We start from the raw sequence: 24,704 nt of genomic DNA, 5'->3' as shown, positions 1-24,704 counted from the left end.
ACTCACATATAAAAAAAGGCCATTCTAAACTGAATGGCCTTTCCTATCTATATCTAATCGCTATTAAGCGTCTGCTAAATCAGGCTTATAAAATCCAAGATCATCAATAGATGAGTTAAAGATGAAACCTGCTTTTGCATGGTTATCAGCTTTACCACGGGCGATGAAGATCTCTGCAGATGTTTTGAACGAATCATTACGCTGAGTATCGTGTAACAATAAGTACCCCATAACAATGTTACCAGCCATTTCCACCATACGGCGCGCCTGATAATCTACATACTCCAGGTCTTTAACACCAACAACAGTCTTAACAACACGTTCGTACTCATCGGTCATACCAATTAAAGTGCGACGCAATGCATGTAACTCAGGCTTTAATTCCATCATTTCGAACTCACGGATACGGTCAAGGTAACCACCGGTTGTTACACCGCGGATAGCAGCCACAACCTGCAACTGAGTTGTTCCTTCGTAGATAGAAGTAATACGTGCATCACGATAAATACGCTCAACCGGGTAATCCTTCATAAAACCAGAACCACCATGAATCTGCACTGCATCGTAAGCCAACTGGTTACTGTACTCTGAAGTCATACCTTTTAATAGTGGCGTAAAGAAATCAGCCAGCTTCTGGTAACGCTTCATCTCTTTGCGCTCTTCCGGCTCAAGCTTACGCTCTTCTGAAATATGCATGTATGTTTTGTAGATGTCAACATAGCGCGATGTTTCATACAATAATGTACGACCAGCATCTAACTTAGCTTTCATTGTTGACAACATTTCGTAAACTGCAGGGAACTGAATAATAGGCTTACCAAACTGCTCACGCTCTTTAGCATACTCCAAAGCCTCGCGATAAGCAGCCTCACACACACCTACCGACTGGGCACCGATACCTAAACGGGCGCCGTTCATCAAGGCCATTACGTACTTGATCAATCCCATTTTGCGGTTACCAACCAACTCAGCAGGGGCGTCTTTGAACACTAACTCACAGGTAGGTGAACCTTTGATACCCATTTTGTTCTCTAAACGACGAACGATAACCGATTTGTGATTACGGTCGTAAATAAACATTGATAATCCGCGACCATCTTGTGTACCTTCTTCTGAACGGGCCAATACCAAAGCAATGTGTCCGTCACCATTGGTAATAAAGCGCTTCACACCGTTCAATACCCATTTACCATCTTTCATTTCAGCTTTTAACTGAACAGCCTGAAGGTCAGAACCAGCATCTGGCTCAGTCAGGTCCATTGCCATGGTTTCACCATGCGATACACGAGTTAAGAAACGCTCTTTCTGATCCTCATCAGCGAATTCGTTGATTGTCTCAGCACAATCCTGTAATCCCCAGATGTTAACAAAACCAGCATCGGCACGTGATACAATATCAGCAGCCATGATATAAGGAACGATCGGAAAGTTCAAACCATCGTACTTACGAGGTAAAGTGATTCCCATCAAACCGGCTTTCACCAAAGCATCAAGGTTTTCTTGTGTTCCCTTGGCATAAACCACTTCATTATTTACAATTTTCGGACCTTCCTGATCCACACTTTCAGCATTTGGAGCAACGATATCGCCACAAATCTCCCCTACAATCTCCAATACTTTATCATAACTATCCATGGCATCTTCAAAATCCATGGGTGCATAGTCATACTTATCTTTGTCAGCAAAATTGCGCTCTTTTAAAGCTACAATCTTCTTCATCAACGGATGTTCCAGGTGGAATTTCAAATCCGGGTTATCTGTGAAAAAATTTGCCATTTTGTTTTTTATTTTGATTCCCTCGCGGGATTCTGATCCAACAATTGTTTTAGTTTTTGAGACTGTTAGATGATCGATGATCAGACTTTTAGAGAAGAACATATTTTCTCCTGACTAGTGGTCTCTTATCTACATGTCTATTTGTCTCATGTCTATAAGTCTATTTCGTGTTCTGCTTATAGAACTTGATTAATTTAGGCACCACTTCACCAACATCACCAGTAATGGCGTAATCAGCGATCTTATTGATCGGTGCATTCGGATCATTGTTAATGGCAATGATCATAGACGACTCTTCCATACCTGCAGTGTGCTGAATCTGACCAGAGATACCACAAGCGATATACAACTTAGGACGAACAGTAACACCTGTCTGACCAATCTGACGCTCATGAGCAGCATAACCGGCATCTACAGCAGCACGTGAAGCACCTACCTCACCGCCAAGCACTTCAGCCAATTCTTCCAACTGAGCAAAGTTCTCTTTAGAACCTACACCGTAACCACCGGCTACGATAATTGAAGAGTTTTTGATATTCACCTTTGATTTTTCCATGTGGCGCTCAATAACCTTCACCACTAAATCTTCTGGTTTTAATACTTTATCTACATCAATGTTGTTAACTTTTCCTTTGTAGTTAGCATCGTAGATCTCCTTCTTCATCACACCCTCACGTACTGTTGCCATCTGTGGACGACAGTCGGGGTTGATAATAGTTGCTACAATGTTACCACCAAAAGCGGGACGGATCTGGTACAATAAGTCTTCGTACTTCTTACCGGCTTTTTTGTCTTCGTGTGGACCAATTTCCAAAGAAGTACAGTCGGCTGTTAAACCACTCACTAAAGCCGAAGATACACGTGGACCCAGGTCACGACCAAAAGTAGAAGCACCTAACAAGGCGATTTGAGGCTTCTCTTTTTCAAATAAGTTAACAATGACACTTGTGTGTGGCAATGTTGTATATGGATCCAAACGCTCGTCGTCACCAATGTGAACCACATCAGCGCCGTATGGATACAATTCCTTTTCTACTCCTTTTAAGTTGTGGCCTAACACCAAGGCCTCCAACTTACAGTTTAATTGATTAGCAAGAGAACGGCCTTTCGTCATTAATTCCAACGACACATCGGCTACTTTTCCCTCATCTATTTCGCAAATAACAAATACGTTGTTCATTTTCTTAATTTTAAGTGAATCAGTTAATCTGGCAACAAGTGGCTTTTATCCACCTATTTACTTCTGCCCTATCAACTTAACCAATAGTGTGATTAGCAATTAATTCTTTCATTAACTCATCAATCTCTTCGTCGGCCGGCGTTAGTCGCTTAGCTTCCTTAGCCTGGAACACAACGTTTTCGATTTTCTTAACCTTGGTAGGTGAACCCGATAGACCTAACCAATTTGTATCAGTCTCAATATCATTAACACTCCACTCTTCAATGTTCAGATAAGGACGATCTGCAGTTAAGTCGATATAATCTTCTGACTCACTTTGACGTTCAGTAATTGTTTGCGCGTGCTTGAATTTCATTAATAACTTAGCATTACGCGGACGACAATCAGGTGCACTTGCATTAACAGTTATAACACCTGGTAAAGGCATTTCAACAGTTTCAACACCACGCTCTAAACGACGCTTAATAACGATTTTCTTTTTATCAGCTGAAAGAACTTCTTCAGCATAAGTTACCTGAGGTAATCCTAATTTTTCGGCAACCTGAGGTCCTACCTGTGCAGTATCACCATCAATAGCCTGACGACCAGCGATGATTAAATCACATTTTTCCATCTTCTTAATGGCACATGATATAGCATAAGAAGTTGCTAAGGTATCAGATCCAGCAAAAGCGCGGTCTGTTAATAAATAACCATTATCAGCTCCTCTATATAAACCTTCACGAATGATATCGGCTGCACGCCCCGGTCCCATCGTTAAAATAGTTACTTCTGTACCCGGGTACTTATCTTTCAATCTCAAAGCCTGCTCAAGTGCATTTAAATCCTCTGGATTGAAGATAGCCGGCAATGCCGCACGATTCACTGTCCCATCAGCTTTCATGGCATCTTTGCCTACATTTCGGGTATCAGGTACTTGCTTCGCAAGAACTACAATTTTTAATCCCATTGCTTCAATTTTTGGTAAAGAATTATTATCGGTTGACAAATATATAAAATCGGTTCAATTAACAAAGTTAAATACATCGTTCTGATATCCTGTTCCTTACAAACAAGTGTTCAACATTAAAACAGTAAGGCAATTGTTTGGCATACACTCTAAAACACCTCTTACTTTTCACATTTACTGCACATTACATCCCATATCATATCGATTTCGACCCAAAAGAGTGATACAAATCAAGTATGAACAAATATCACGCAGAATTGCTCTATTTAAAATGAGTTTAAGTAACAGTGGCTAATGATAGTTATATATGGTAATGATACACATACCTCAAAAAAGCGAACATTAGCCTCAATGACTTAAATAAGCATTTAATAAATAGTATAAACGATTTGACAAGCGACCAATTTACTACCATTTTGTAGTACAAGTCAATATTAAATACCAGAAGATATGAGGTTGATTATATTATTATCAATTGTATTTTTAAGTAACAATGTTATGTCACAGGATTCAACAAAAATAAAACTCAACCCGCTGACTGAAGAAGAGAAGCGGGTGATCATCAATAAAGGTACTGAATACCCCTTTACGGGCAAGTATACTGATCACAAGGCCAAAGGTACATACGTATGTAAGCAATGCGATGCCCCGCTTTATCATTCGAATGATAAATTTGATTCCAATTGCGGCTGGCCGAGCTTTGATGATGAAATCGAGGGTGCTGTAAAGCGTGTACCTGACATTGACGGTCGACGCACAGAAATAATATGTGCACGTTGCAAGGGTCACCTGGGGCATGTTTTTATAGGCGAAGGCTTCACCAATAAAAACACCCGCCATTGTGTTAATTCTATTTCTCTGAAATTTGTTCCAAAGAATAAATAAGGCAATACCTTGTCAAAGGGTTTTTGAGAATCTCTAAAATTTAAGCTTCACGCAAAGGCCGCTAAGAAACATGCAAGGGTCGCAAAGTTTTTACCTTTTCTTTAGAAACTTTGCCTGCTTATTCTTTTGCGTTCTTTGCAAGAAATAGTTTTAGTTCCTGCCCCTGTTAATTACTTTCCATTGACTGCTGTCAATTGTTCATTGCTTTTTGTTTGTTGACTTATTAAATATGCACTCATCATATTCACATATTCCGTCAGCTTTTTATAATTGATTTTTTCAGGTGTGTCATTATGTGTGTGATAATCCTTGTGTAAACCGGTATAGAAAACAGACGTATTTGATTGAGGCCTGAAACTTGCCTGGTCAGAAGGATACCCCATCAATAAAAGCAGGAAATCCATATCATATCGTCGAATCTTCAAGGACTCTGCCTTGTCCTTGCAATATTTATCAAAACCTTTGGTAAAAGCCTTACCTGTATCTCCCTTTGCTTTGGCAAAAATGATATTATCGCATCGTTTACGATCCTTCTTATTACGACCAATCATATCCATATTGATAACCAGGTCAACATCGTGGCCGAGGGTTCTTGCAAAATGACGTGAGCCATATAAGCCAAGCTCTTCAGCGTCGAACAAGCAGAAATAGATTGTCTGTTCCGCTTGATAGCCGGCTTCTTTTAAACTCTTTGCAATTTCAATTACAGCTGCAGTACCCGAAGCATTATCATCGGCACCAGGATAATAATTACTCAGCTTTTCCCCTTTTGTTTTGCGTGAGTAGGTTGAATCAACATGGTCATAATGGGCGCAAAACACAATAGCCGCTTTGTCTGCTTGCTTACCTTCAATTTTTGCTATTACGTTACGATAGTTGGTCACAACAATGGAGTCTTGTTTTTCTGTGAAATCATATACCTCATCCATACCGGCATTTGACAGTCTTAAGTTTCCAAAGAGCTTACTGTTGGCCACCAGAACATTTAAATGCTCAATCTCCTGCAGGTAATCATCACATGCCTTTTTATCGTGCGCGTAATGCAAGTAATTAGTCAGAATATAAACCTCATATGCATCATCAGCCTTTTTCAGGCTTTTCAGATTAATGCGAAAACTCTTCTGTCTTTTCTTGTCAGGCATTAGCAGCATATAAGGATTTACTCCCTGATTTGCAGCATGGTGCGTTTTAATTTTTTGAATCCCTTCATCCAACGATACTGCATCGATCAATACACATACATTCGAATCATTTTTCAGCGTTTCATCCAGCTGTTCAGGCCTCACAAAACTGAAGGATGCTTTTTCTGTAAAGTGACTCGCTTTATTTATATGTGTTACCCCAATGGTATCGTTCCCCAAAACCAGGGTTGACGGACTTCCAAACTTACGGCTTCGTATAAAATTCTGATAATAGTTTGTTGTATCTGAAAAAACGGTCAATCCTGTTGATTGAAACTGTTCGGCAATATAGTCTGCTGCCAGACGCCCCTCTTTTGTTCCGGCTATTCGTCCGTTTAAACCTTCTGAGGCCAGGTAGTAAACGTGATCTTTGAGGGTTTGCTCTGTCACCTGTGCAAAAGCAGGTTGTTTGCCCAATAGAATAACAAATACAATTGCCAGAGCAATGTGAATGGTTTTCATATAGTATAAAGTTAAATTAGGTTACGCAGCAGCACTGCTTATGCGAAAATAATAAGTCTGGCAGATACTAAACAATAAAAACCCTTATTTATTATTACATACACAAAAAATCCCTCCCGGCATATACCGAAAGGGACTAATAATAACCTATAACTAACATCTATAATTTATGCTCTTTTCCTGATCGCACAACAAACACGCTGTGAATTATAATTCATACACAACTCGTGCATAGGGCAATACTGAGGCAAATAATCACACATTTCCACATCCACTACCTGGTCCTGAACCGGAAATACCTGGTGATTCAATGCGTGGCGAAAATGACCATATTTGACTTTGGCTGTTACACAAACTTCAAAAATGGGATTTAAGCCATATGCCTCAAACACTCGATAAAACTCATCAACGACTTCCTCTGCTTCTGAATCAGTCAAATAATCAACATTCGGAAAGAAAAGCTTTTCCATTCCTATCAAATCACCAACCTTTATTCCACTATGGTCATCATTATGATACAATTCATAATCATGCATTTCAGGAACTTTAAAAAATAAAGATAAATTCTGTTTTGATTTTGACCTTGCTTCGACCAGATCTTCTATCAATTGTTCTAAGTATCTTTTCATCATTCCTATTTTTCCACCCTAAGGCATACAACGAAAAAAATTGTATACAGTTACAAAAAGGTGCGGTTAATATTCGATTAATTTTCAGATCCTTAAATCCATTTATTATGCCAAAGTGCAGTTATTAGAATTAATTGCCATTTGTTAACATCCATTAAGTGAGTAATTTTACACAAGAAATTTGATAAAATTATACTCCGATGCTTATTGATCTATTTGTGCCTTGTTTCATTGACCAGCTTTATCCTGACACAGCATGGAACACTATAAAACTCCTGGAAAATGCAGGTTGCCAGGTCAATTACAATCCCAATCAAACGTGTTGTGGCCAGCCACTGTTTAATAGTGGAGATATTAAACACTCACAGAAACTGGCAGCCAAGTTTGTCGTCGATTTCCCATATGACCGCCCCATTGTAACACCTTCAGCATCGTGTGCAGCATATATCAGAAACCATTATAGTAAGATGGTCGGCAGTAAAGATGCACAGCGTCTTCAGCAAAACACTTTTGAATTATCAGATTTCCTGGTTAACCAGCTATCGAAATCTGATTTTGGCGCTGTATTTCCACACAAGGTAACTTACCATGATGCATGTTCGGCTCTTCGTGAATACGGATTAAAAGATGAACCGCGCCAATTGTTAAAGAATGTTAGTGATATAGAGCTGATTGAAATGCCCAAGAGAGACGAATGTTGTGGCTTTGGAGGGACATTTATGATCAAATACGCACCTGTTTCAACAGCTATGACAGAGCAAAAGGTAGAAAATGCACTTTCAAGCGGTGCTGAGTACATTGTTTCAAGTGAAGCCTCTTGCCTAATGAATATCCAAAGCTATATCAATGAGCAAAAGTCAGCTATTAAAACAATTCACCTTGCCGATATACTGGCCAGTAATCTTTAAGAAAATCATTCAACTCGTTTAATAATACTGTCAGTTAATATTTTATAGATTGCATGCAATTCCGATCCTGATTCAAGAGCATTAAGATGTTTATTGATGACCTTGTGATCTTTTCGTGATGCAGGACCTGTTTGAGTGGTTGATGGTGAGGCTTTTTGAACCTTAGATGCCGTTTCCGCTATCAGGGGATGCAGCAGATCAAAAGATAGTTTGCTTTTATGAAGCATATCTTCAGCCAATCGATACATATGGTTAACAAAGTTACAGGCATATACTGCTGCAATATGCAGGTCACCCCTTTGTTCTGAACTTGCCTGAATGACATGATCACTCAGCTCACGCCCCAGCTTCATAAGGGTTGATACAATTGTTTCAGAACTACTTTCAACAAGGATGGGGATATTTGAAAAATCAATCTCCGAATCCTTTGTGAAAGTCTGAAACGGATAAAATACTCCATGATTCCTGAAGCAATGTAATACATTAATGGAAATGCTTCCTGCCGTATGTACAACAATGCCCTTTACATCGGGCATTTTTTCAACCACATCGGCTAATACATCATCTTTAACAGAAAGTATATACAAATCGGCATGTACATTAATATCTTCCAGATTACAGATTGCATTGGCGTTTACCACATCAGCCAAAAGTTTGGCATTTTCAATACTTCGGCTATACACCTGAACAAGTGAATGATTTGCCGCATGCAGAACTTTTGCCAGATGACTGGCTACATTTCCCGAACCAATTAGTACTATTTTCATAATGTTTGTTTTACCGAAAATACAAGCTTGCTTTATACTTCTCTTCTTCTGTCAAGAATATTGATTGACCAAAATTAACGATTGTGATAAAACCATTTCGTCCTTTGATCACAACCATCGTTTTTAATCTATCAAAATTTCGCTTCTTCGCCAATATTAGTTCAGAGGCAGCATAAAAACAGTGTATTGACATAGCATATCTTAGCTATAACTTTGATATTCAGTACGTAAATCCAATGCGATCAGAACCACCATTAAGCTAATAACATAGAATATTTATAACTGTTAAAACTACTCAAATTTACTGATCCGGAATGATCATTAACCTGGAACACTCCTATTAATTACAGATTAGCAATGAATTACACCACCCTAACACAGGCATTCTAAAACCTTTTTTCTTAACTTTCATTAAAAAACAGAATGTAAGAATATCAAGCCATGCTTAAAATTACATATCTTATCGTCATCTCCTATATGTTTGTTGCCATTAATGCTCAAGATACTGATTCATTATCTGAAACACATTACAAACAAACAGTCAAACTCATTGATTCGCTTAAAAATGAACACCTGGTTTATCCTGTGACCATAGAGAACGATACGGTTTTCAATATTTATGAGAAGGTGAATTCCAGCTCAATGAGTGAACATGCAATTGTATGTCAACAAAGAATTAAAAGCTTACTTGAGTACGATTTCTTTCATGAAGACTCGCTAAAGCATGAAGATAGCCTTGATTACATCCTGGTCAAATACGGTGATTTCACCATAACAGAAATAAGTAAAATAACTACCGATAAGCTCAAATCAACGAATGCCCAGGTAACCAAAGCCTACAAGCGAAAAATAATAACATACCTCAAGAAGCAACAACCCTTGCTGCTTAGAACTAAAATATATAAAACTCTTATATACATCGGTTTATTTACACTGGCATTAATACTGATTCGCTTTTTTTTCTCATTTCTGAATAAACTGATTATCCGAAATGACAATCTAATATATCGTATTACTCACCTGATTAAGATATACCGCCTGAAGGAAGAAGATAAAAACCGTGCGGTCAATACGGTCTTACAAATCACAAAATGGCTTAAAGTACTCACTATAGGACTGTTAATATATATTGTCATGCCTGCCATTTTAAGCAATTTCCATTATACCAAAGCAGTTGGTAAAAAACTGTTCAGTTATTTCCTCAATCCCTTCTTTGATTTTATTCGTTCATTTATCGACTATCTTCCTTCACTAATAAAAATAATCGTCATTATCATCATATTCAGAGGCTTTATAAAACTGGTCAATTTTTTAATTGACGAAGTAAAACAAGGCAATATACATCTGACAAGCTTTTATAAGGAATGGGCAGCACCAACAGGTAATATTATTAAATTTCTGTTATATGCATTTCTGTTAACTATTCTGTTCCCTCTGCTACCGGGCGCCGATTCTGAAACCTTCAAAGGCGTTACTGTATTTATTGGCCTGTTATTATCATTAGGCTCAACATCGGTAATTGCCAATGCCTTAAGCGGCCTCATAATGACCTACATGCGTCCTTTTAAGATAGGTGATCGAATTGAAGCGGACACTGTTACCGGCATTGTTGTTCAAAAAAACTTATTGATTACCCGAATACGAACGCCCAAAAATGTAATTGTTACCATTCCCAATTCTAAAATACTGTCAGGACACAGTAAAAATTTCACAACAGCGGCAGAACGCTCAAATCTTATCATTCACTCTACAATTACCATTGGTTATGATGTTGACTGGCGTATAGTTCACAAACTACTATTATTGGCAGCCCAAAACACTGAAGGCATTATTGAGCAAACAGGTAAAGAACCCTTTGTATTGCAAAAGAGCCTGGATGACTTTTATGTAGCTTATGAGATAAATGCATACACCTCACAGGCAGACAAATACGTATCAATTCAATCGGAGTTGCATAAGAACATTTTAGAGGCATTTAATAGAGCCGGCGTTGAAATAATGTCGCCACATTACAGAGCCAATCGCGATGGAGAAGCAACTACAATTCCTGATAATGAATTGAATACCCCCATCTCAAACAATACATCCGACAGCAGTAACAACAATAATGAGCTTGATGGGTCAGGCAGTACCAGCAGCTTAGAACAGGATTAAAACTCTATCATCAGCCCAATGGTTGGTAAAATGGTGCCCGAAGTTGTGTTTATCTCCTTCAGTTTATACCGTTGCTCTTCAATGGGAGCACCCGGGTTTATAATGATGGGCATATTATTCTCATCGAGTTCCTGAATTAATTCAGGCGCCTGATCTGCTTTAAAGTTGTATAAATTCTGAATATCAATATAAAACCCCAATGTCATTTTCTTTAAATACCAGGATTTATCAATACGTAAATCCAATTGGTGAAAATTATCCAATCGCTTGGCATTAAATTGCGAATAATCAAGATACTGCCTGTTTTGAGCATCCCAGGCCAACACCAGTGACGACTTTTCCAGATCATAGGGTGTATAAGGCAAGCCTCCAACAAAACGCCATTTAACTCCCAGATCCCAATTTTTACCTAAGCTTTGATTTCCAGTAAAGGTAAATAAGTGCCGGCTATCCCATGATGATGCAATATAAGCATCCTCCCAATTGGTAAATTCACTTCTTACATAAGTGTAGGCCGCAATCACATTCAGTCCTTTTGTCGTACGTGTTCGAAATAACAGCTCACCACCGTAGGCTTTGCCCTTCGATACAGGCAGTACTTCTTCATCTCCAAATATTCCAAAATCGCCACCTTTACTTGCCATTGAGATAGAATCTTTAACTGATAAAGGATAATCATCATATACTTTATAAAATCCTTCAAGAGTAATGCGAGTATGCTTATTTGGCCTGAATTCCAAACCTCCGACCAGGTGATCAGATTGCAAATATTTTAATCCATTCGTTTTATTGACCAGCTCACCATCATTATTACGATAGCCCATGGTCGTGTATGCGGGATTCTGGTAATAACGTCCCACATTCATATTAAAGTACACATCAGGCAACAGCATATATGATGCAGAAACCCTCGGACTGAATTGATCAAACAAATTATTCATATCTGCTGAATAGCTGTTGGCATCCATCCGTAAGCCTGCTGATAATGTTAATCGATTATTAAAAAACGGATGTGAAACAGAGCCAAAAACTGACCATTTCACAAAATCCAATTCAGATGAATAATCAATTTCCGACGGCATATTATTTTCAAAAACCTTGAAATAGGTATCATTAAAATATTGCACATACTGGGTTCCAAACCCTACATTAATAGTGAAATCATTGGGTCGGGCAGTATATTCAACCCTGAATTTGTTTTCTATCTCATCTGATGAGTAATCGGTCAGCAGATTCTCAGGAATTTCAATATTGTCCTGGTATTTATAAGCTTCGTTATTTAAGTGGTTACGACTAAGAAATGTGGAAATATAACTACGCCCGAAATAATGTTTATAGGCGGCTCCAATGGTATAATTCCATTGGTTATTTACTGGTAGATAGTCCAGGATATAATTATTTTCCTCTGTGGGTTCGGCATTCTTGTTCAGTTTAAACTTATCAATGGCCCCAACTCCTAGAAAAGTAATTTCATTTTTATCGTCTATGCGCGTTCTGGTTTTAAACTGGAAATCGGTGAATGTAGGCAAAAACGGTAATCCCAGGGCATCAAATAAAAACTGAAGATATGAACGCCGAACTGAAACGATCATTCCTGTTTTATCGCTTAATGGAGCAGTCGTTGTCAGTGATAACTCCGAAGCACCAACCGTTCCCTTAAAATGAGGCGTATCATCCCGCACGTCTATCTGTTTAAATTCGAATACAGAACTTAGAGCGTTACCCTTCGAAACAGGAAAGGCACTTGAATAGAAGTCAACCTCACGAATAAAATCAACATTGAGAATACCTACCGGTCCCCCTGATGCTCCCTGCGTGGCAAAGTGATTGATATTAGGAATCTCAATGCCGTCAATGAAGAAGCGATTCTCTGAGGGGCCTCCTCCACGCACAAATAAGTCATTTCGAAAAGAACTGGAGCTTCCGACTCCGGGGAAAGACTGAAGAACTTTTGATATATCACGGTTTGCACCAGCACTTTTCTCGATCTGATCAATACCAATCCGCCTTAGAGAAACGGGCGCCTCCGCCTTAACGGCAAAAGGAGATGCCGTTATCTGTACTTCATCCAGTGCCTCGGTGGTACTCTCCAATGCTATTTCAATGTAATTTTTTCGTATTTGGGAAACGTTGACTTCCTCAGTGATCAATGGCTTATAGCCAATGGAAGACAACTGCAACCGGACAAAACCAGGTGAAAGATCGCGAAGTTCAAAGCGACCCAGGGAATCAGAAATAGTTCCTGTTGTTGTTTCAAAAACAACGATGTTAACAAAAGGCAAAGGCTCATTTGTATACGCGTCCTTTACCAAACCTGTAATACTGCCCTTTTGAGCAGAAACCATACCTGAATAAGCAATTAATAGTGTTAGAAATAGTATGCGGTTCATTTGTTGAATTTCTGAATTATAAATTTAAACACAATGCTGTGTAAATAGTTTATGCAAACATCAAAAAAATACAATTGAATAGCTTATCAGAAGGATGACATTACTCATTTATCGTTGCATTAACAATACATAGTTTAGCACATTAGAGACTAACTCTACATTTTTTGTTACCTTGCTAATCCAATACATGAAAATGAATCGAAAATCCCTCTTCCGACAGTTTTTAGTGTGGCGTTTAAGGCATGTCAGTAATCGCCAGTTCATGATGATATTAAGCATATTAGTAGGAATTGGCGCAGGTCTGGCAGCTGTTGTGATCAAGAATTCGGTGCATTTCATTAGTGATCTGGTTCACCACTATACGCAAAGTGGTAAAGGGTATTTATACCTTATCACCCCCTCAATTGGCATATTCCTGTCGGTATTATTTATCAAATATGTTATTAAGCGTCCTGTACGACATGGAATACCCAATGTACTCTATGCTATTTCAAAAAATCAGGGCCAGATGAACCGGCATAATATGTTCTCATCGATCATAACGAGTGCCCTGACTGTAGGATTTGGTGGTAGTGTAGGACTTGAGGGCCCTACTGTTTCAACCGGAGCTGCTATAGGCAGCAATATCGGTCAGCTTTTCCGCTTAAATTACCGGCAGATAAAACTGTTGCTCGGTTGTGCTTGTGCGGGAGCAATGGCTGCTATTTTCAAAGCTCCCATTGCAGCTATTGTGTTTGCCCTGGAGGTGATCATGCTTGATTTAACACTTGCCTCACTCGTGCCTATCTTAATGGCTTCCATATCGGCCGTTGTTACCTCCTATCTTTTTATGGGACAGGAAGTGGTTTATCCTTTTGAGGTTACAACTACTTATGAAATGATTGACCTGGCCTATTACGTGGTATTGGGCATTTTAGCAGGCTTTGTTGCCACGTATTTTACGCGTGTATACATATTAATCGAACAATGGTTTGAGAAGTTTAAAAAAAGCCGGATGCGCCTGTTGGTTGGTACTCTGCTACTGGGTTCACTGCTTTTCTTTTTCCCCTCTTTATACGGAGAAGGATATGAATTTATAAACCAGGCTCTTGCCGGCGATACCAGCCATGTATTCGATGGTTCTGTTTTTGCCTCGTTAACTGATAACTTCGCTGCCATGATCTCTATTCTTAGCATTATTATATTGCTTAAGGTAGTTGCTGCATCATTAACCTTTGGAAGTGGCGGTGTTGGAGGTATTTTTGCCCCTACACTGTTTATGGGTGCCAATACGGGGCTTTTGTTTGCCTCAATAGTCAATAAACTTGGCTTTCATCAGTTACATGTTCCTAACTTTGCTCTCATAGGCATGGCCGGACTGATAGCTGGAGTTTTGCAGGCTCCGCTGACAGGTATATTCTTAATTGCCGATCTATCTGGCGGTTATGAAATGTTCTTACCACTAATGATCACCGCCACAGCCTCATTTGCCACTACAAAAACATTTGAAAAGCACTCTGTATATACTCATCAGCTTGCTAAACGTCGCGAATTGATCACACACGATAAAGACCATGCCGTATTAACCATGATGGAAGTTAAAAACCTGATTGAGACAGATTTTGCAAAGATCAAACCCGAGGCAACACTGGGCGATCTGGTGGAAGTTATCTCAGAGGCCCATCGCAACCTGTTTCCGGTTGTTGACAGTGAAGGCCAATTACATGGTATGATCAAGATGGATGACATCCGTAAGATAATCTTTAAACCGGACCTTTACGAAACCACACTGGTAAAAGACCTGATGTACATGCCCGAATACTATATCAGCCCCGATGATACCATGGAGGACCTGGTAGAGATGTTCCGTAAATCGAGTCGCTTCAATATTGCTGTTATCGATAAGGGTAAATACCTTGGATTTATTTCACGTGCCAATGCATTTACCGCTTACCGCAATCAGTTAAAGATGTTTTCAGAGTAGTGTTTCAAGTTCGGAATCCGGAGCACCAGGCATTGTGCACTGCATACTAAATACCAGCTCTTCATCATACTAGGTTAAAGATTCAAACGACTTATTCACTCTCTTTAGCGAGTCGTCGCTGCTCTTGTTGCTTCAAAAAATCGCTTAATATCTTTTCCACTTCATCAAAACCATTGGTTTCCATGAGTTGAGCACGCAACTGAACTGCCCCCGGAAAGCTATTGGTGTAAATTTTAAAGAAACGCTTTAAGATAGCCCAAGGCTTTATGCCTTTCCATGTTTCAGAATATAAGCTGGAGTGCATTCTTAGAGCTTCCACCCTTTCTTCCATTGAAGGAGAATAGGCAGGGTTATAGAACCAGGGATTATGAAATATTCCACGACCAATCATCACACCATCGACTCCATATTCCATTACTTTATCCAATGACTCTTCAATGGACATCACATCACCGTTACCCAATAGTTTGATATCCGGATTAATCTGATCTCTGAGCTGTACCGATTTACCGATCTCATTCCAGTCAGCTTCTCCTTCAGACATCATTTTTTGGATACGTCCATGCACTATAACAGCATCAGCCTCTGATTGCAATAAATTGGATATCCATGATTCGGTAACCACTGATTTAAAACCCACACGAGTTTTTACACTCAAAGGGAGATCACTTGCTTCATGCACAGCAGTTATTATTTCACGTGCCAACTCTGGGGTATTAATCAGTGCGGAACAGGCTCCTTTCTTAATAATGTTTTTCATGGGACAGCCCATGTTAATATCAATGCCATCAAACACTGTTTCATTGGCTATATATTGGGCTGTTTTGTAAAACTTTTCAGGATCTGTTCCCCATATCTGCGCCACCAGCTTTACATTATGGCGCTTTACCAGTTCCAGCTCACTTTCATTTATATGAAAGCGGTGCACCACTTTATCTTTACCAACAGGATGACAAAAACCATCAGTTGATAAAAATTCACTGAAAAGTAAATGCAGGTTACCAGGACTGGACAGGCGCATCACTACTTCGCGAAAAACAGTATCAGTAACATCCTCCATTGGTGCAAGGGCCCAGATTGGTCCTTCGCTTTCTTTCCAGTAATTAGCTTTGTTCACTATTATTCTATCTCCCATTATAATCGTCTATCTCTTTTCCCTTATTCAAATAATCCTTCATCTCTGATCACCATTAGCACAGCCGACTGTGAAACGATGACATATTTTTCTTTCTTATATTCAATTTCGTATCCGCCACTTTGCAGGTAAATAGCCAGATCGCCTTCTTTGGGTTGCAAAGGTACATACTTAATTGCCTCATCCTTTTTTTTCCAAAGTTCATCACTTTCAGCTGCAGATGGAATAGGGTAACCAGGTCCAACCTTTACAATATAACCACTGTGTACTTTCTCTTTTTCCTGAACACTTGGCGGTAAGTACAAACCTGATTTTGTTTTACTTTGCGGCACTTTGGGCTTAAGCAATATACGATCGCCTACCAAAATAAACTTCTCAAGTTCCTTATCATCTATACCTAACGACATTGTAATAACATTTTGGCTGCAAAGATATGAAAATGCTTATAAGTAGTATAATTTAACACTTACTGCTAACCTACGCCAATCGTTAGATTCAGGGGGCTTAACTTTTTTTAACAACACTAAAAGTCAGAATGTTATTGAATAGCAAATTCCTTTTTCATATTTTTGCTGTTACTTTTTAGCAGTTAGTAGATTCTCTACATACCTCTCAGGAAAGTGTTAACAAAAAATGTATTGGGTAGCATTAATCTAATTTTCAACCTTTAACCTAAAGTGCAATGAAACCAAACATGAACGAACGTAAGCTTAGAAAAATTGATGATGAACAGTGGAAAGAGCTGACGTTTACAGACAAAAAATACGAAATAAGCAATTATGGTCGCATAAAAAGCTATTGCTATGATAAAGTAAATGGCCGAATTGTTAAGTTAGGAAATATTAAGGGCTTTTATAATGTTAGCCTGCGTGTTGAAGGCCAGAAGAAATCTTTTCTGGTTCACAAACTAACGGCTGAATATTTCGTTGATAAAACTGCAGAAGACCAGGATGTGGTTATCCACCTTGACTGGAATAAGCAAAACAACTATTACACCAACCTTCAATGGGTTACTAAAGCGGAGAGTTACAAACGCATGCATAAGGTACTGCAGGAAGCTCGCAAAAAGGCAGGTAAAGTAGTTACCAGTTCGAAGTTATCGAAAGATGACGTTGCTGTGATTAAAGGTATGCTTGAAAAAGGCGTAAAACAAAACCTGATTGCAAAAATGTTTTGCGTAAGTGAAATGCAGGTAAGTCGCATTGCCCGAAAAGAAAACTGGGCCGAAATTGAACCAAAGATTTAAACTTCAATAAAGTTGATTAAAAAAGAGGAAACAATTGTTTCCTCTTTTTTAATGCCCTGAATTGTGCAATTTTAGCATCCTCTATCATCGCTTTCTATTAACAATCGTTAAAAATCAAATTGCCACAAAGCCTTCTAGCTTAAATTGTATTACTTTTGCGCCATTATGAGCAAGCTTAATAGAATCATCGGGAAAATTCTCATTTGGAGAGTAAAAAACATAAGCCAAAAGCATTTTATTTTAATATTGAGTTTACTGGTTGGGGTGTTTAGCGGACTGGCAGCTGTCATCCTGAAAAATACAGTTCACTTTACCCACCATATGCTCACCGAGAATTTCAACCTTGAGAACCGTAATTATCTCTACCTGGCTTATCCGATGATCGGTATATTAATTACCATTCTCATTATTAAGTTCTTTATCAAAGACAGTCTGGGCCATGGTGTCAGTAAAATATTATATGCCATATCGAAGCGTGGCGGACATTTGAAAAGTCATAATAATTATTCATCCATCATTACCAGTACTTTTACCATCGGATTTGGTGGTTCGGTCGGAGCCGAGGCCCCTATTGTCCTGACAGGAGCATCCATTGGCTCATCACTGGGACGTTTGTTCAGGATGAATTACAAGACCATTATCCTTTTAATGGGTTGTGGAGCGGCAGGTGCCATAGCCGGTATCTTTAAAGCGCCGATCGCAGGCTTGGTTTTCACCCTTGAAGTAATGATGCTGGACCTGACAATGGCCTCTATCATTCCTTTGTTAATATCTGCGATCACAGCATCTACCATTGCTTATTTTTTCCTTGGCAAAGGTGCTGAATTTGCATTTACCCTCGAAGCTCCATTTTTGCTAAATAACATTCCTTATTATGTGTTGCTGGGTATTATCGCCGGATTTATATCGCTGTATTTTACGAGAGGCATCATGCAGACTGAAAAGCAATTTGGCAAAATGAAAAATCCATTCTCCAAATGGATCGTTGGTGGTTTATCATTGAGTCTACTCATCTTTTTATTCCCCCCACTATACGGTGAAGGTTACCAAACCATCATTGCATTGCTTAATGGCAACAGCCAGTCGGTCATGGGTGAAAGTTTCTTTTATGGATGGCATGACAATGCATGGGCACTAATAGCATTCCTGGTTCTGTTGATCATCTTTAAGGTATTTGCCACAGCTGCAACAACCGGCAGTGGTGGTATTGGTGGTATATTTGCCCCTACCCTTTTTATGGGAGGTGTAACCGGATATCTGTTTGCCAAACTGATCAACATGTTTGGTTTCTCAGATGTTCCCTCATCACACTTTACCCTGGTTGGAATGGCAGGTATGATGGCAGGTGTGATGCATGCTCCATTAACAGCTATTTTCCTGATAGCTGAAATTACCAATGGTTATGGTTTGTTTATTCCCCTGATGATCACCTCTACCATTGCCTATTTAACCATTATGTACTTTGAACCTCACTCACTGTACACCAAGCGACTGGCTCAAAAGGGCGAATTGATCACACACCATAAAGACAAGGCTGTTTTAACACTTATGCGCCTTGAAAAGGTTCTGGAAACAGACTTTAAAAGTGTTTATCCAGAAATGACCTTAGGCGAATTGGTCAAAGTGATCTCAGCCTCTAAACGCAATATTTTCCCTGTGGTCAATCATCGTAACGAATTGCGAGGTATCCTTCTGCTGGACGATATCCGTGAAATAATGTTTAACCACGATTTATACAATGAAACCACTGTACAGGAATTAATGTCTTTGCCGCCTGCCATGATCGAGATTGACGAAAACATGGACAAGGTCATGCGTAAGTTTGAAGAAACCAGCGCCTGGAACCTTCCCGTTGTAAAAGACGGAAAGTACCTTGGCTTTGTTTCCAAATCAAAGATATTCTCCGTTTACCGCAGAGTATTGATTCATTACTCAGACGATTAAAGTGTATATATTGATAAAATGATTAACTGTCGAACTGATTATCCCGATAGACATAAGGAGTCGAATTGATAAACTGTCGAACTGATTAATTGTCAAATTGTTTAGTTGTTTAATAGTTTAAGAGTTGATGAGTTGAAAAATTAAACTACTAAACTTCTCAACTATTCAACTATATTATTTAACCAAGCTGCAACCGCCAGTCTAAAGTTTGCGGAAACTTCCTTGCAGCGGAATGAGCAGGGGTTGATTGTCGAATGGATTAACTGTCGAATTGATTAACTGTCGAACTGATTATCCCGATAGACATCGGGTGTCAAGCCGTCAAACTGTTTATTACATTAAAAGTTGATTAGTTAAACTGCTAAACTTTTAAACTGCTAAACTTTTAAACTGCTAAACTTTTAAACTGCTAAACTTTTAAACTAAAACCTACTTCGCTAAATAGATACCTAAACGAAATCCTCCTGAAAAGTTAACACCCCAGAAATTACCTTCATAGCGCTGACTATCTGACCATAGCCACTCATCCCAATCGCCACTGTTATCCGGATTAGTAACACCACCTATAACATCGACATATTCACGTTCAACCAGGCGGACCCCAACACCCACATATGGATCAAACACCATCCGTGAGCCCATTCTGAGGCTAACGCCAAACTTATAATGTGCACCAAATTTTGCCTTCGTATAGGTCGCTTCATCAAAATCAATTCGTATTTCTCCTTTATCCTTGTAGTAATAATCATCCTCCAGCTCTTCCTCCAGGTAGATGTAATAAAATTCAAGTGCATTATAAAGGCGAGCTCTGTATTTATCATTAAAGAAGAATTTTATCTCTGGTCGTACCTCAAAGACGCTGTATTCCCGATCATCCCAGCCACCTGCATAGCCACCCCATTCATAATTGGAAAGGTTAAAACCAACATCAAGCCCCACACTGGCGCGTTGCGACACACCAATTTCAGCACCTAAACGAAGACGCGAATAGCTGTCAAAGGCCGACAGTGGCGCCCAGTTAAGAATAAAGCTTCCTCGGTAATCGTGTTCAACCTCCTGCTCTTGCGCATTGGTTAAGACCACAGCAAAAAGTAATGTCAGGGATAATAATAATTTCTTCATGTCATAATTAGTTAGTCTAACCATATGACAATTGGATTAGACATTGGACGCATTGCTTTTTTGAAATTTGTTGATTAGTTCCTTCTCAACTTCCTTGTAGCGGAACGAACAGGAGTTGATATATCGAACTGATTATCCCGATAGACATCGGGAGTCGAATTGATAAACTGTTGAATTGATAAACTGTCGAACTAATTAATTGTTGAGCTGATTAACTGTCTAATTGTTTAAGAGTTTATGCGTTTATAAGTTGAAAAATTAAACTACTAAACTTTTCAACTATTCAACTATTCAACCACTAAACGATATAACTGTCGATAGCGATCAGGAGCTGATTTGTCAAACTGTCGAACTGATGAACTGTCGAACTGATTAACTGTCGAACTGATTAATAGTTTAAGAGTTGATGAGTTGATGAGTTGATGAGTTGATGAGTTGATGAGTTGAACGATTAAACTACTAAACTTTTCAACTATTAAACTACTAATGAGCACTAAAACTAAGCACTAATGAAAACATGAATAATATCAAGTCTGTATTATATCATTTTTGCATTTCAGGAAAAGTTATAAACTGCAATGTTTTTTATTATCGGATGGTTGATGTAAATTTGTGTTCCTCCGCATAAAGATTAAACAATTTGAAGATTTACATATTACCCAATCTTCGCAATTACAGACCGCAACGGCGGCCCTCGTTAGAATAAAATACATTAATAAATAATCATAATCAGTTTGTATTTAGTGCACTATCAATTCAATCAATTGGTGTATTAATACTCACATCTTAAAATTATACTAAATAAGATGAAACGCGATACTGTAATTTTCGACCTAATTGAGAAGGAATTCGCTCGCCAGAAAGAAGGTATTGAGCTAATCGCTTCAGAGAACTTTGTGAGTGAGCAGGTAATGGAAGCTCAGGGTTCATGTTTAACTAACAAATATGCTGAGGGTTACCCGGGAAAACGCTACTACGGTGGATGTCAGGTAGTTGACCAGACAGAGCAATTGGCCATTGACCGTGCCTGTGAATTATTTGGTGCTGAGTATGCGAATGTACAGCCTCACTCAGGTGCTCAGGCTAACGCAGCAGTATTTTTCGCTGTTTTAAAGCCAGGTGATACCTTTATGGGCTTAGACTTAGCTCACGGTGGTCACTTAACACATGGTTCGCCTGTAAACTTCTCAGGTGTAACTTACAACCCGGTTTGCTATCACGTTAAAGAAGATACCGGGTTGGTTGATTACGATGAGATGGAAGCTATTGCTCGTGAGCACAAGCCTAAAATGATTATTGCAGGTGCTTCGGCTTACTCACGTGAGTGGGATTACGCGCGCATGCGTCGTTTGGCTGATGAGATTGGTGCTTTATTATTGTGTGATATGGCTCACCCTGCCGGTTTAATTGCCAAAGGTCGCTTAAACAATCCTGTTGAGCATTGTCATATTGTAACAACTACTACTCACAAAACATTACGCGGACCTCGAGGTGGTATGATTTTAATGGGTAAAGATTATGAAAACCCATTTGGTTACAAAACTCCAAAAGGAGAAACTAAAATGATGAGTGCTGTGTTGGATTTCGCTGTATTCCCGGGTCAGCAAGGTGGTCCTTTAGAGCACGTTATTGCAGCAAAAGCAGTTGCATTTGGTGAAGCTTTATCTGAAGACTTTGCTACTTACGTTGACCAGGTGCGTTCTAATGCACAAGCTATGGCTGATGAGTTCATTAAGTTGGGTTACAAGATCATCTCTGGTGGAACTGACAACCACTTAATGTTGATCGACCTTCGCACTAAATTCCCTGATATTTCAGGTAAGAAAGTAGAGAACACATTGGTAAAAGCTGATATTACCATCAACAAAAACATGGTACCATTCGATACACGTTCACCATTTGCTACATCTGGTTTCCGTGTGGGTACTTCTGCTATCACATCACGTGGTTTAAAAGAAGATGATATGCGTACTATCGTTGGTTACATTGACGAAGTTATTTCTAACATTGACAACGAAGAATCAATTGCTGAAACACGCAAAAAAGTAAATGCATTGATGGCTGATAATCCAATGTTTGCATGGTAGATTATAAGCTCATCTTATAGCTGCTGCTATTTGAATGATGTTTAAACTAAGATACAGAGCCGCTTTCTTTTGAGAGCGGCTTTTTTTACCTGGAGATAGCTGATTAACTTAGCGAATCTTGCATTACCGTTGTTACTATCCGGATATTTCACTTCCCATTGATTAAAAAATACAACACCACAAACCTCACGAATTAACACGAATAGTTCTGTCATGCTTAACCAGTATATGAGTAAGAGTGCAATTTGCGCTTGAAAAAAAGATAGAATTATCAATGGGTATTTTAAGAGCTATATCCATCTATTGCTTCCCTTAGTCATTAAAGTTTCTAAATGAAAACCATACATTTGCAGTATGGACATCTCACTATTAGACGCAAGCTTACTTATCCTGGCCGGCCTCTTTGCCGGATTCATTAACACACTTGCAGGCAGTGGCTCACTTATTACCCTGCCCTTATTGATGTTTTTAGGCCTGTCTCCTCACCAGGCCAACGCTACCAACCGGGTGGCGATCTTTTTCCAGAATGTGGTGGCGGTTCGCAACTTTAAACAGCAAGGCTTAATCAATTACAAGAGCAGCTTGTTCCTGGTTATTCCAGCCCTGGCTGGCTCTGTGGTTGGCGCTTCTATTGCTGTTAATATTGATGAGCAAATACTCAATTTGTTTATTGGTTCCTTATTATTCGTCATGTTCTTTGTTATCTTGTTTAAACCCGATAAATGGGTCAAAGAGCAAGCCGGACAAGTGCATGAGAAACCGGCCTTCTGGCAGGTTGTCATTTTCTTTTTTATTGGGGTATATGGCGGTTTTATCCAAGCTGGTGTAGGTTTCTTTTTACTGGCAGGATTAGTACTGGGTGTGGGTTATGACTTAATTAAAGCCAATGCCATTAAGGTGTTTATCGTATTAGCCTATACAGCTGTGGCTTTAGGTATTTTTATATGGTCAGGTCAGGTTAACTTTCTGTATGGCATTATCCTGGCAATAGGCAATGCCAGTGGGGCGTTTATTGCCTCGAAATATGCCCAACAAATTGGCGTCAGGTATATACGTTACATACTATTATTGACTGTCTTTGTAGCCGGTATTAAGGTTTTGTTTTTGTAGAGCAATTGCCTCTGAACATATAGAAGAAACAAATGCAAGGTATGCATATGATTGAAAGAAAGCTAATGGCAGAGAAATAGTTAATTGCACACATTAAATCAATTCTTTAGATCCAAACATGTATTCAATGACCCTCCTTAAGTTTTTTCAACTGATTTGACTTTAATATTCTTCTTAACAAATATTTTTTTTTTGAACTTTCTTTGATACAGCTTCGGTAATTCATTGGGACTCCTTCGGTATTTCTTCGGTACCGCCTCGGATCAACCTCGCTCCCGGCGAGGTTAATCCCGAACAAGGTCCCTTTTTGTTACCCGGCAGGGTGTTTGTTGAATATGTCAGGCTATATGAGTGCTATTTACTGATTACGCAGCCATTTTATAAATACGCCATTTAAGGTATTTTTAAGGGCATATCTTTTTTTTATCGACATCTCCTACACAAAACTTTTTTAAGTGGAAATTCTTTCGAACATTACCGAACGAAAATCGCGAGTTTTTTAGCTGGTTGATATTGCTTGTCATTTATGGTTGTGACACGCTTGATAATGGTGGTCATTTGCAGCTACTAATAAACGACCTGTCCTTACAGAATCCCAAAGATGCGACGGATGTAATGTCATTAAGTTAAGACTGAATGGAAAATCGAGGAAGTCAAAACCTTTAACATCAAAGCCTGGGGCAACATCCCACGAGTGTTCGAAAAGATTCAAACATTCACATATATAGTGTTTTGCAAGCTGTAAATCAGCTCTCCTCCTGGCAAGGAGGAGTACCTCGACGAAGGAGAGGGGAGGTGGTTTTAAGTCTTTTTTAT

Annotated in this window: 19 protein-coding genes; 8 read left to right on the top strand and 11 right to left on the bottom strand. The window is 39.1% G+C overall.

Features of this window, described 5'->3' with window-relative positions; translation table 11 throughout:
* Positions 1-63: 63 nt before the first annotated feature.
* The 3 genes from ACRD69_RS22890 to ACRD69_RS22880 all read right to left on the bottom strand — a co-directional run bounded on the left by ACRD69_RS22890 (position 64) and on the right by ACRD69_RS22880 (position 3,905).
* On the bottom strand, positions 64-1,776 hold the full coding sequence (locus ACRD69_RS22890; protein ID WP_430817485.1) for an acyl-CoA dehydrogenase family protein: 1,713 nt from the start codon (positions 1,774-1,776) through the stop codon (positions 64-66).
* 160 nt (positions 1,777-1,936) lie between these two features.
* Complete coding sequence (locus tag ACRD69_RS22885) at positions 1,937-2,956, bottom strand: electron transfer flavoprotein subunit alpha/FixB family protein (protein WP_430817484.1); 1,020 nt, start codon at positions 2,954-2,956, stop codon at positions 1,937-1,939.
* Positions 2,957-3,032: 76 nt separating this feature from the next.
* Positions 3,033-3,905 (bottom strand): electron transfer flavoprotein subunit beta/FixA family protein, encoded by an 873-nt coding sequence (locus tag ACRD69_RS22880; RefSeq protein WP_430817483.1) that lies wholly within the window; start codon positions 3,903-3,905, stop codon positions 3,033-3,035.
* A gap of 450 nt (positions 3,906-4,355) precedes the next feature.
* On the opposite strand from ACRD69_RS22880, the gene ACRD69_RS22875 reads away from it, so the two are divergent.
* Positions 4,356-4,790: a methionine-R-sulfoxide reductase gene (locus ACRD69_RS22875; protein ID WP_430817482.1), complete on the top strand. Its 435-nt coding sequence runs from the start codon at positions 4,356-4,358 to the stop codon at positions 4,788-4,790.
* Positions 4,791-4,960: 170 nt separating this feature from the next.
* Here ACRD69_RS22875 and ACRD69_RS22870 read toward each other — a convergent pair whose 3' ends face one another.
* Together ACRD69_RS22870 and ACRD69_RS22865 are read right to left on the bottom strand one after the other, a co-directional pair.
* Complete coding sequence (locus ACRD69_RS22870; RefSeq protein ID WP_430817481.1) at positions 4,961-6,433, bottom strand: M28 family metallopeptidase; 1,473 nt, start codon at positions 6,431-6,433, stop codon at positions 4,961-4,963.
* A gap of 167 nt (positions 6,434-6,600) precedes the next feature.
* Positions 6,601-7,062, bottom strand: coding sequence for a hypothetical protein (locus ACRD69_RS22865; RefSeq protein WP_430817480.1), 462 nt, complete (start codon positions 7,060-7,062; stop codon positions 6,601-6,603).
* A gap of 200 nt (positions 7,063-7,262) precedes the next feature.
* Here ACRD69_RS22865 and ACRD69_RS22860 point away from each other — a divergent pair, with 200 nt between their 5' ends.
* Complete coding sequence (locus tag ACRD69_RS22860; protein WP_430817479.1) at positions 7,263-7,970, top strand: (Fe-S)-binding protein; 708 nt, start codon at positions 7,263-7,265, stop codon at positions 7,968-7,970.
* 5 nt (positions 7,971-7,975) lie between these two features.
* On the opposite strand, the gene ACRD69_RS22855 is transcribed toward ACRD69_RS22860, so the two are convergent.
* Positions 7,976-8,758, bottom strand: coding sequence for a Rossmann-like and DUF2520 domain-containing protein (locus ACRD69_RS22855; protein WP_430817501.1), 783 nt, complete (start codon positions 8,756-8,758; stop codon positions 7,976-7,978).
* 420 nt (positions 8,759-9,178) lie between these two features.
* On the opposite strand from ACRD69_RS22855, the gene ACRD69_RS22850 reads away from it, so the two are divergent.
* On the top strand, positions 9,179-10,891 hold the full coding sequence (locus ACRD69_RS22850) for a mechanosensitive ion channel family protein (protein ID WP_430817478.1): 1,713 nt from the start codon (positions 9,179-9,181) through the stop codon (positions 10,889-10,891).
* Here ACRD69_RS22850 and ACRD69_RS22845 read toward each other — a convergent pair.
* Positions 10,888-13,281: a TonB-dependent receptor gene (locus tag ACRD69_RS22845; RefSeq protein WP_430817477.1), complete on the bottom strand. Its 2,394-nt coding sequence runs from the start codon at positions 13,279-13,281 to the stop codon at positions 10,888-10,890. The two genes, ACRD69_RS22850 and ACRD69_RS22845, sit on opposite strands and share 4 nt — an antisense overlap.
* Before the next feature lie 262 nt (positions 13,282-13,543).
* On the opposite strand from ACRD69_RS22845, the gene ACRD69_RS22840 reads away from it, so the two are divergent.
* Entirely contained in the window at positions 13,544-15,244 is a 1,701-nt protein-coding gene (locus ACRD69_RS22840; RefSeq protein WP_430817476.1) for a chloride channel protein, read from the top strand.
* A gap of 91 nt (positions 15,245-15,335) precedes the next feature.
* Here ACRD69_RS22840 and ACRD69_RS22835 read toward each other — a convergent pair whose 3' ends face one another.
* Complete coding sequence (locus ACRD69_RS22835) at positions 15,336-16,379, bottom strand: tRNA dihydrouridine synthase (protein ID WP_430817475.1); 1,044 nt, start codon at positions 16,377-16,379, stop codon at positions 15,336-15,338.
* A gap of 23 nt (positions 16,380-16,402) precedes the next feature.
* Positions 16,403-16,786 carry a co-chaperone GroES gene (locus tag ACRD69_RS22830; protein ID WP_430817474.1) on the bottom strand — a complete coding sequence of 128 codons (384 nt, stop codon included), beginning with the start codon at positions 16,784-16,786 and terminating at the stop codon, positions 16,403-16,405.
* A gap of 275 nt (positions 16,787-17,061) precedes the next feature.
* On the opposite strand from ACRD69_RS22830, the gene ACRD69_RS22825 reads away from it, so the two are divergent.
* Both ACRD69_RS22825 and ACRD69_RS22820 read left to right on the top strand, forming a co-directional pair.
* Positions 17,062-17,625 carry an NUMOD4 domain-containing protein gene (locus tag ACRD69_RS22825; RefSeq protein ID WP_430817473.1) on the top strand — a complete coding sequence of 188 codons (564 nt, stop codon included), beginning with the start codon at positions 17,062-17,064 and terminating at the stop codon, positions 17,623-17,625.
* Between the two features lie 246 nt (positions 17,626-17,871).
* The gene (locus ACRD69_RS22820; RefSeq protein ID WP_430817472.1) at positions 17,872-19,569 is read left to right on the top strand and encodes a chloride channel protein; all 1,698 of its coding nucleotides are present in this window, start codon (positions 17,872-17,874) and stop codon (positions 19,567-19,569) included.
* A 429-nt stretch (positions 19,570-19,998) separates the two neighbouring features.
* Here ACRD69_RS22820 and ACRD69_RS22815 read toward each other — a convergent pair whose 3' ends face one another.
* Positions 19,999-20,691: a hypothetical protein gene (locus ACRD69_RS22815; RefSeq protein WP_430817471.1), complete on the bottom strand. Its 693-nt coding sequence runs from the start codon at positions 20,689-20,691 to the stop codon at positions 19,999-20,001.
* Between the two features lie 806 nt (positions 20,692-21,497).
* On the opposite strand from ACRD69_RS22815, the gene glyA reads away from it, so the two are divergent.
* Together glyA and ACRD69_RS22805 are read left to right on the top strand one after the other, a co-directional pair.
* Positions 21,498-22,778 (top strand): serine hydroxymethyltransferase, encoded by a 1,281-nt coding sequence (gene glyA / locus ACRD69_RS22810; RefSeq protein ID WP_430817470.1) that lies wholly within the window; start codon positions 21,498-21,500, stop codon positions 22,776-22,778.
* A 354-nt stretch (positions 22,779-23,132) separates the two neighbouring features.
* The gene (locus ACRD69_RS22805) at positions 23,133-23,888 is read left to right on the top strand and encodes a sulfite exporter TauE/SafE family protein (protein ID WP_430817469.1); all 756 of its coding nucleotides are present in this window, start codon (positions 23,133-23,135) and stop codon (positions 23,886-23,888) included.
* A gap of 520 nt (positions 23,889-24,408) precedes the next feature.
* Here ACRD69_RS22805 and ACRD69_RS22800 read toward each other — a convergent pair.
* A partial coding sequence (locus tag ACRD69_RS22800; RefSeq protein WP_430817468.1) for a hypothetical protein occupies positions 24,409-24,704 on the bottom strand: 296 nt, incomplete at its 5' end.

It is taken from the genome of Carboxylicivirga agarovorans, from assembly GCF_050589845.1.
Lineage (GTDB): Bacteria > Bacteroidota > Bacteroidia > Bacteroidales > Marinilabiliaceae > Carboxylicivirga > Carboxylicivirga agarovorans.
This window is presented reverse-complemented; position numbering and strand designations above follow the sequence as displayed.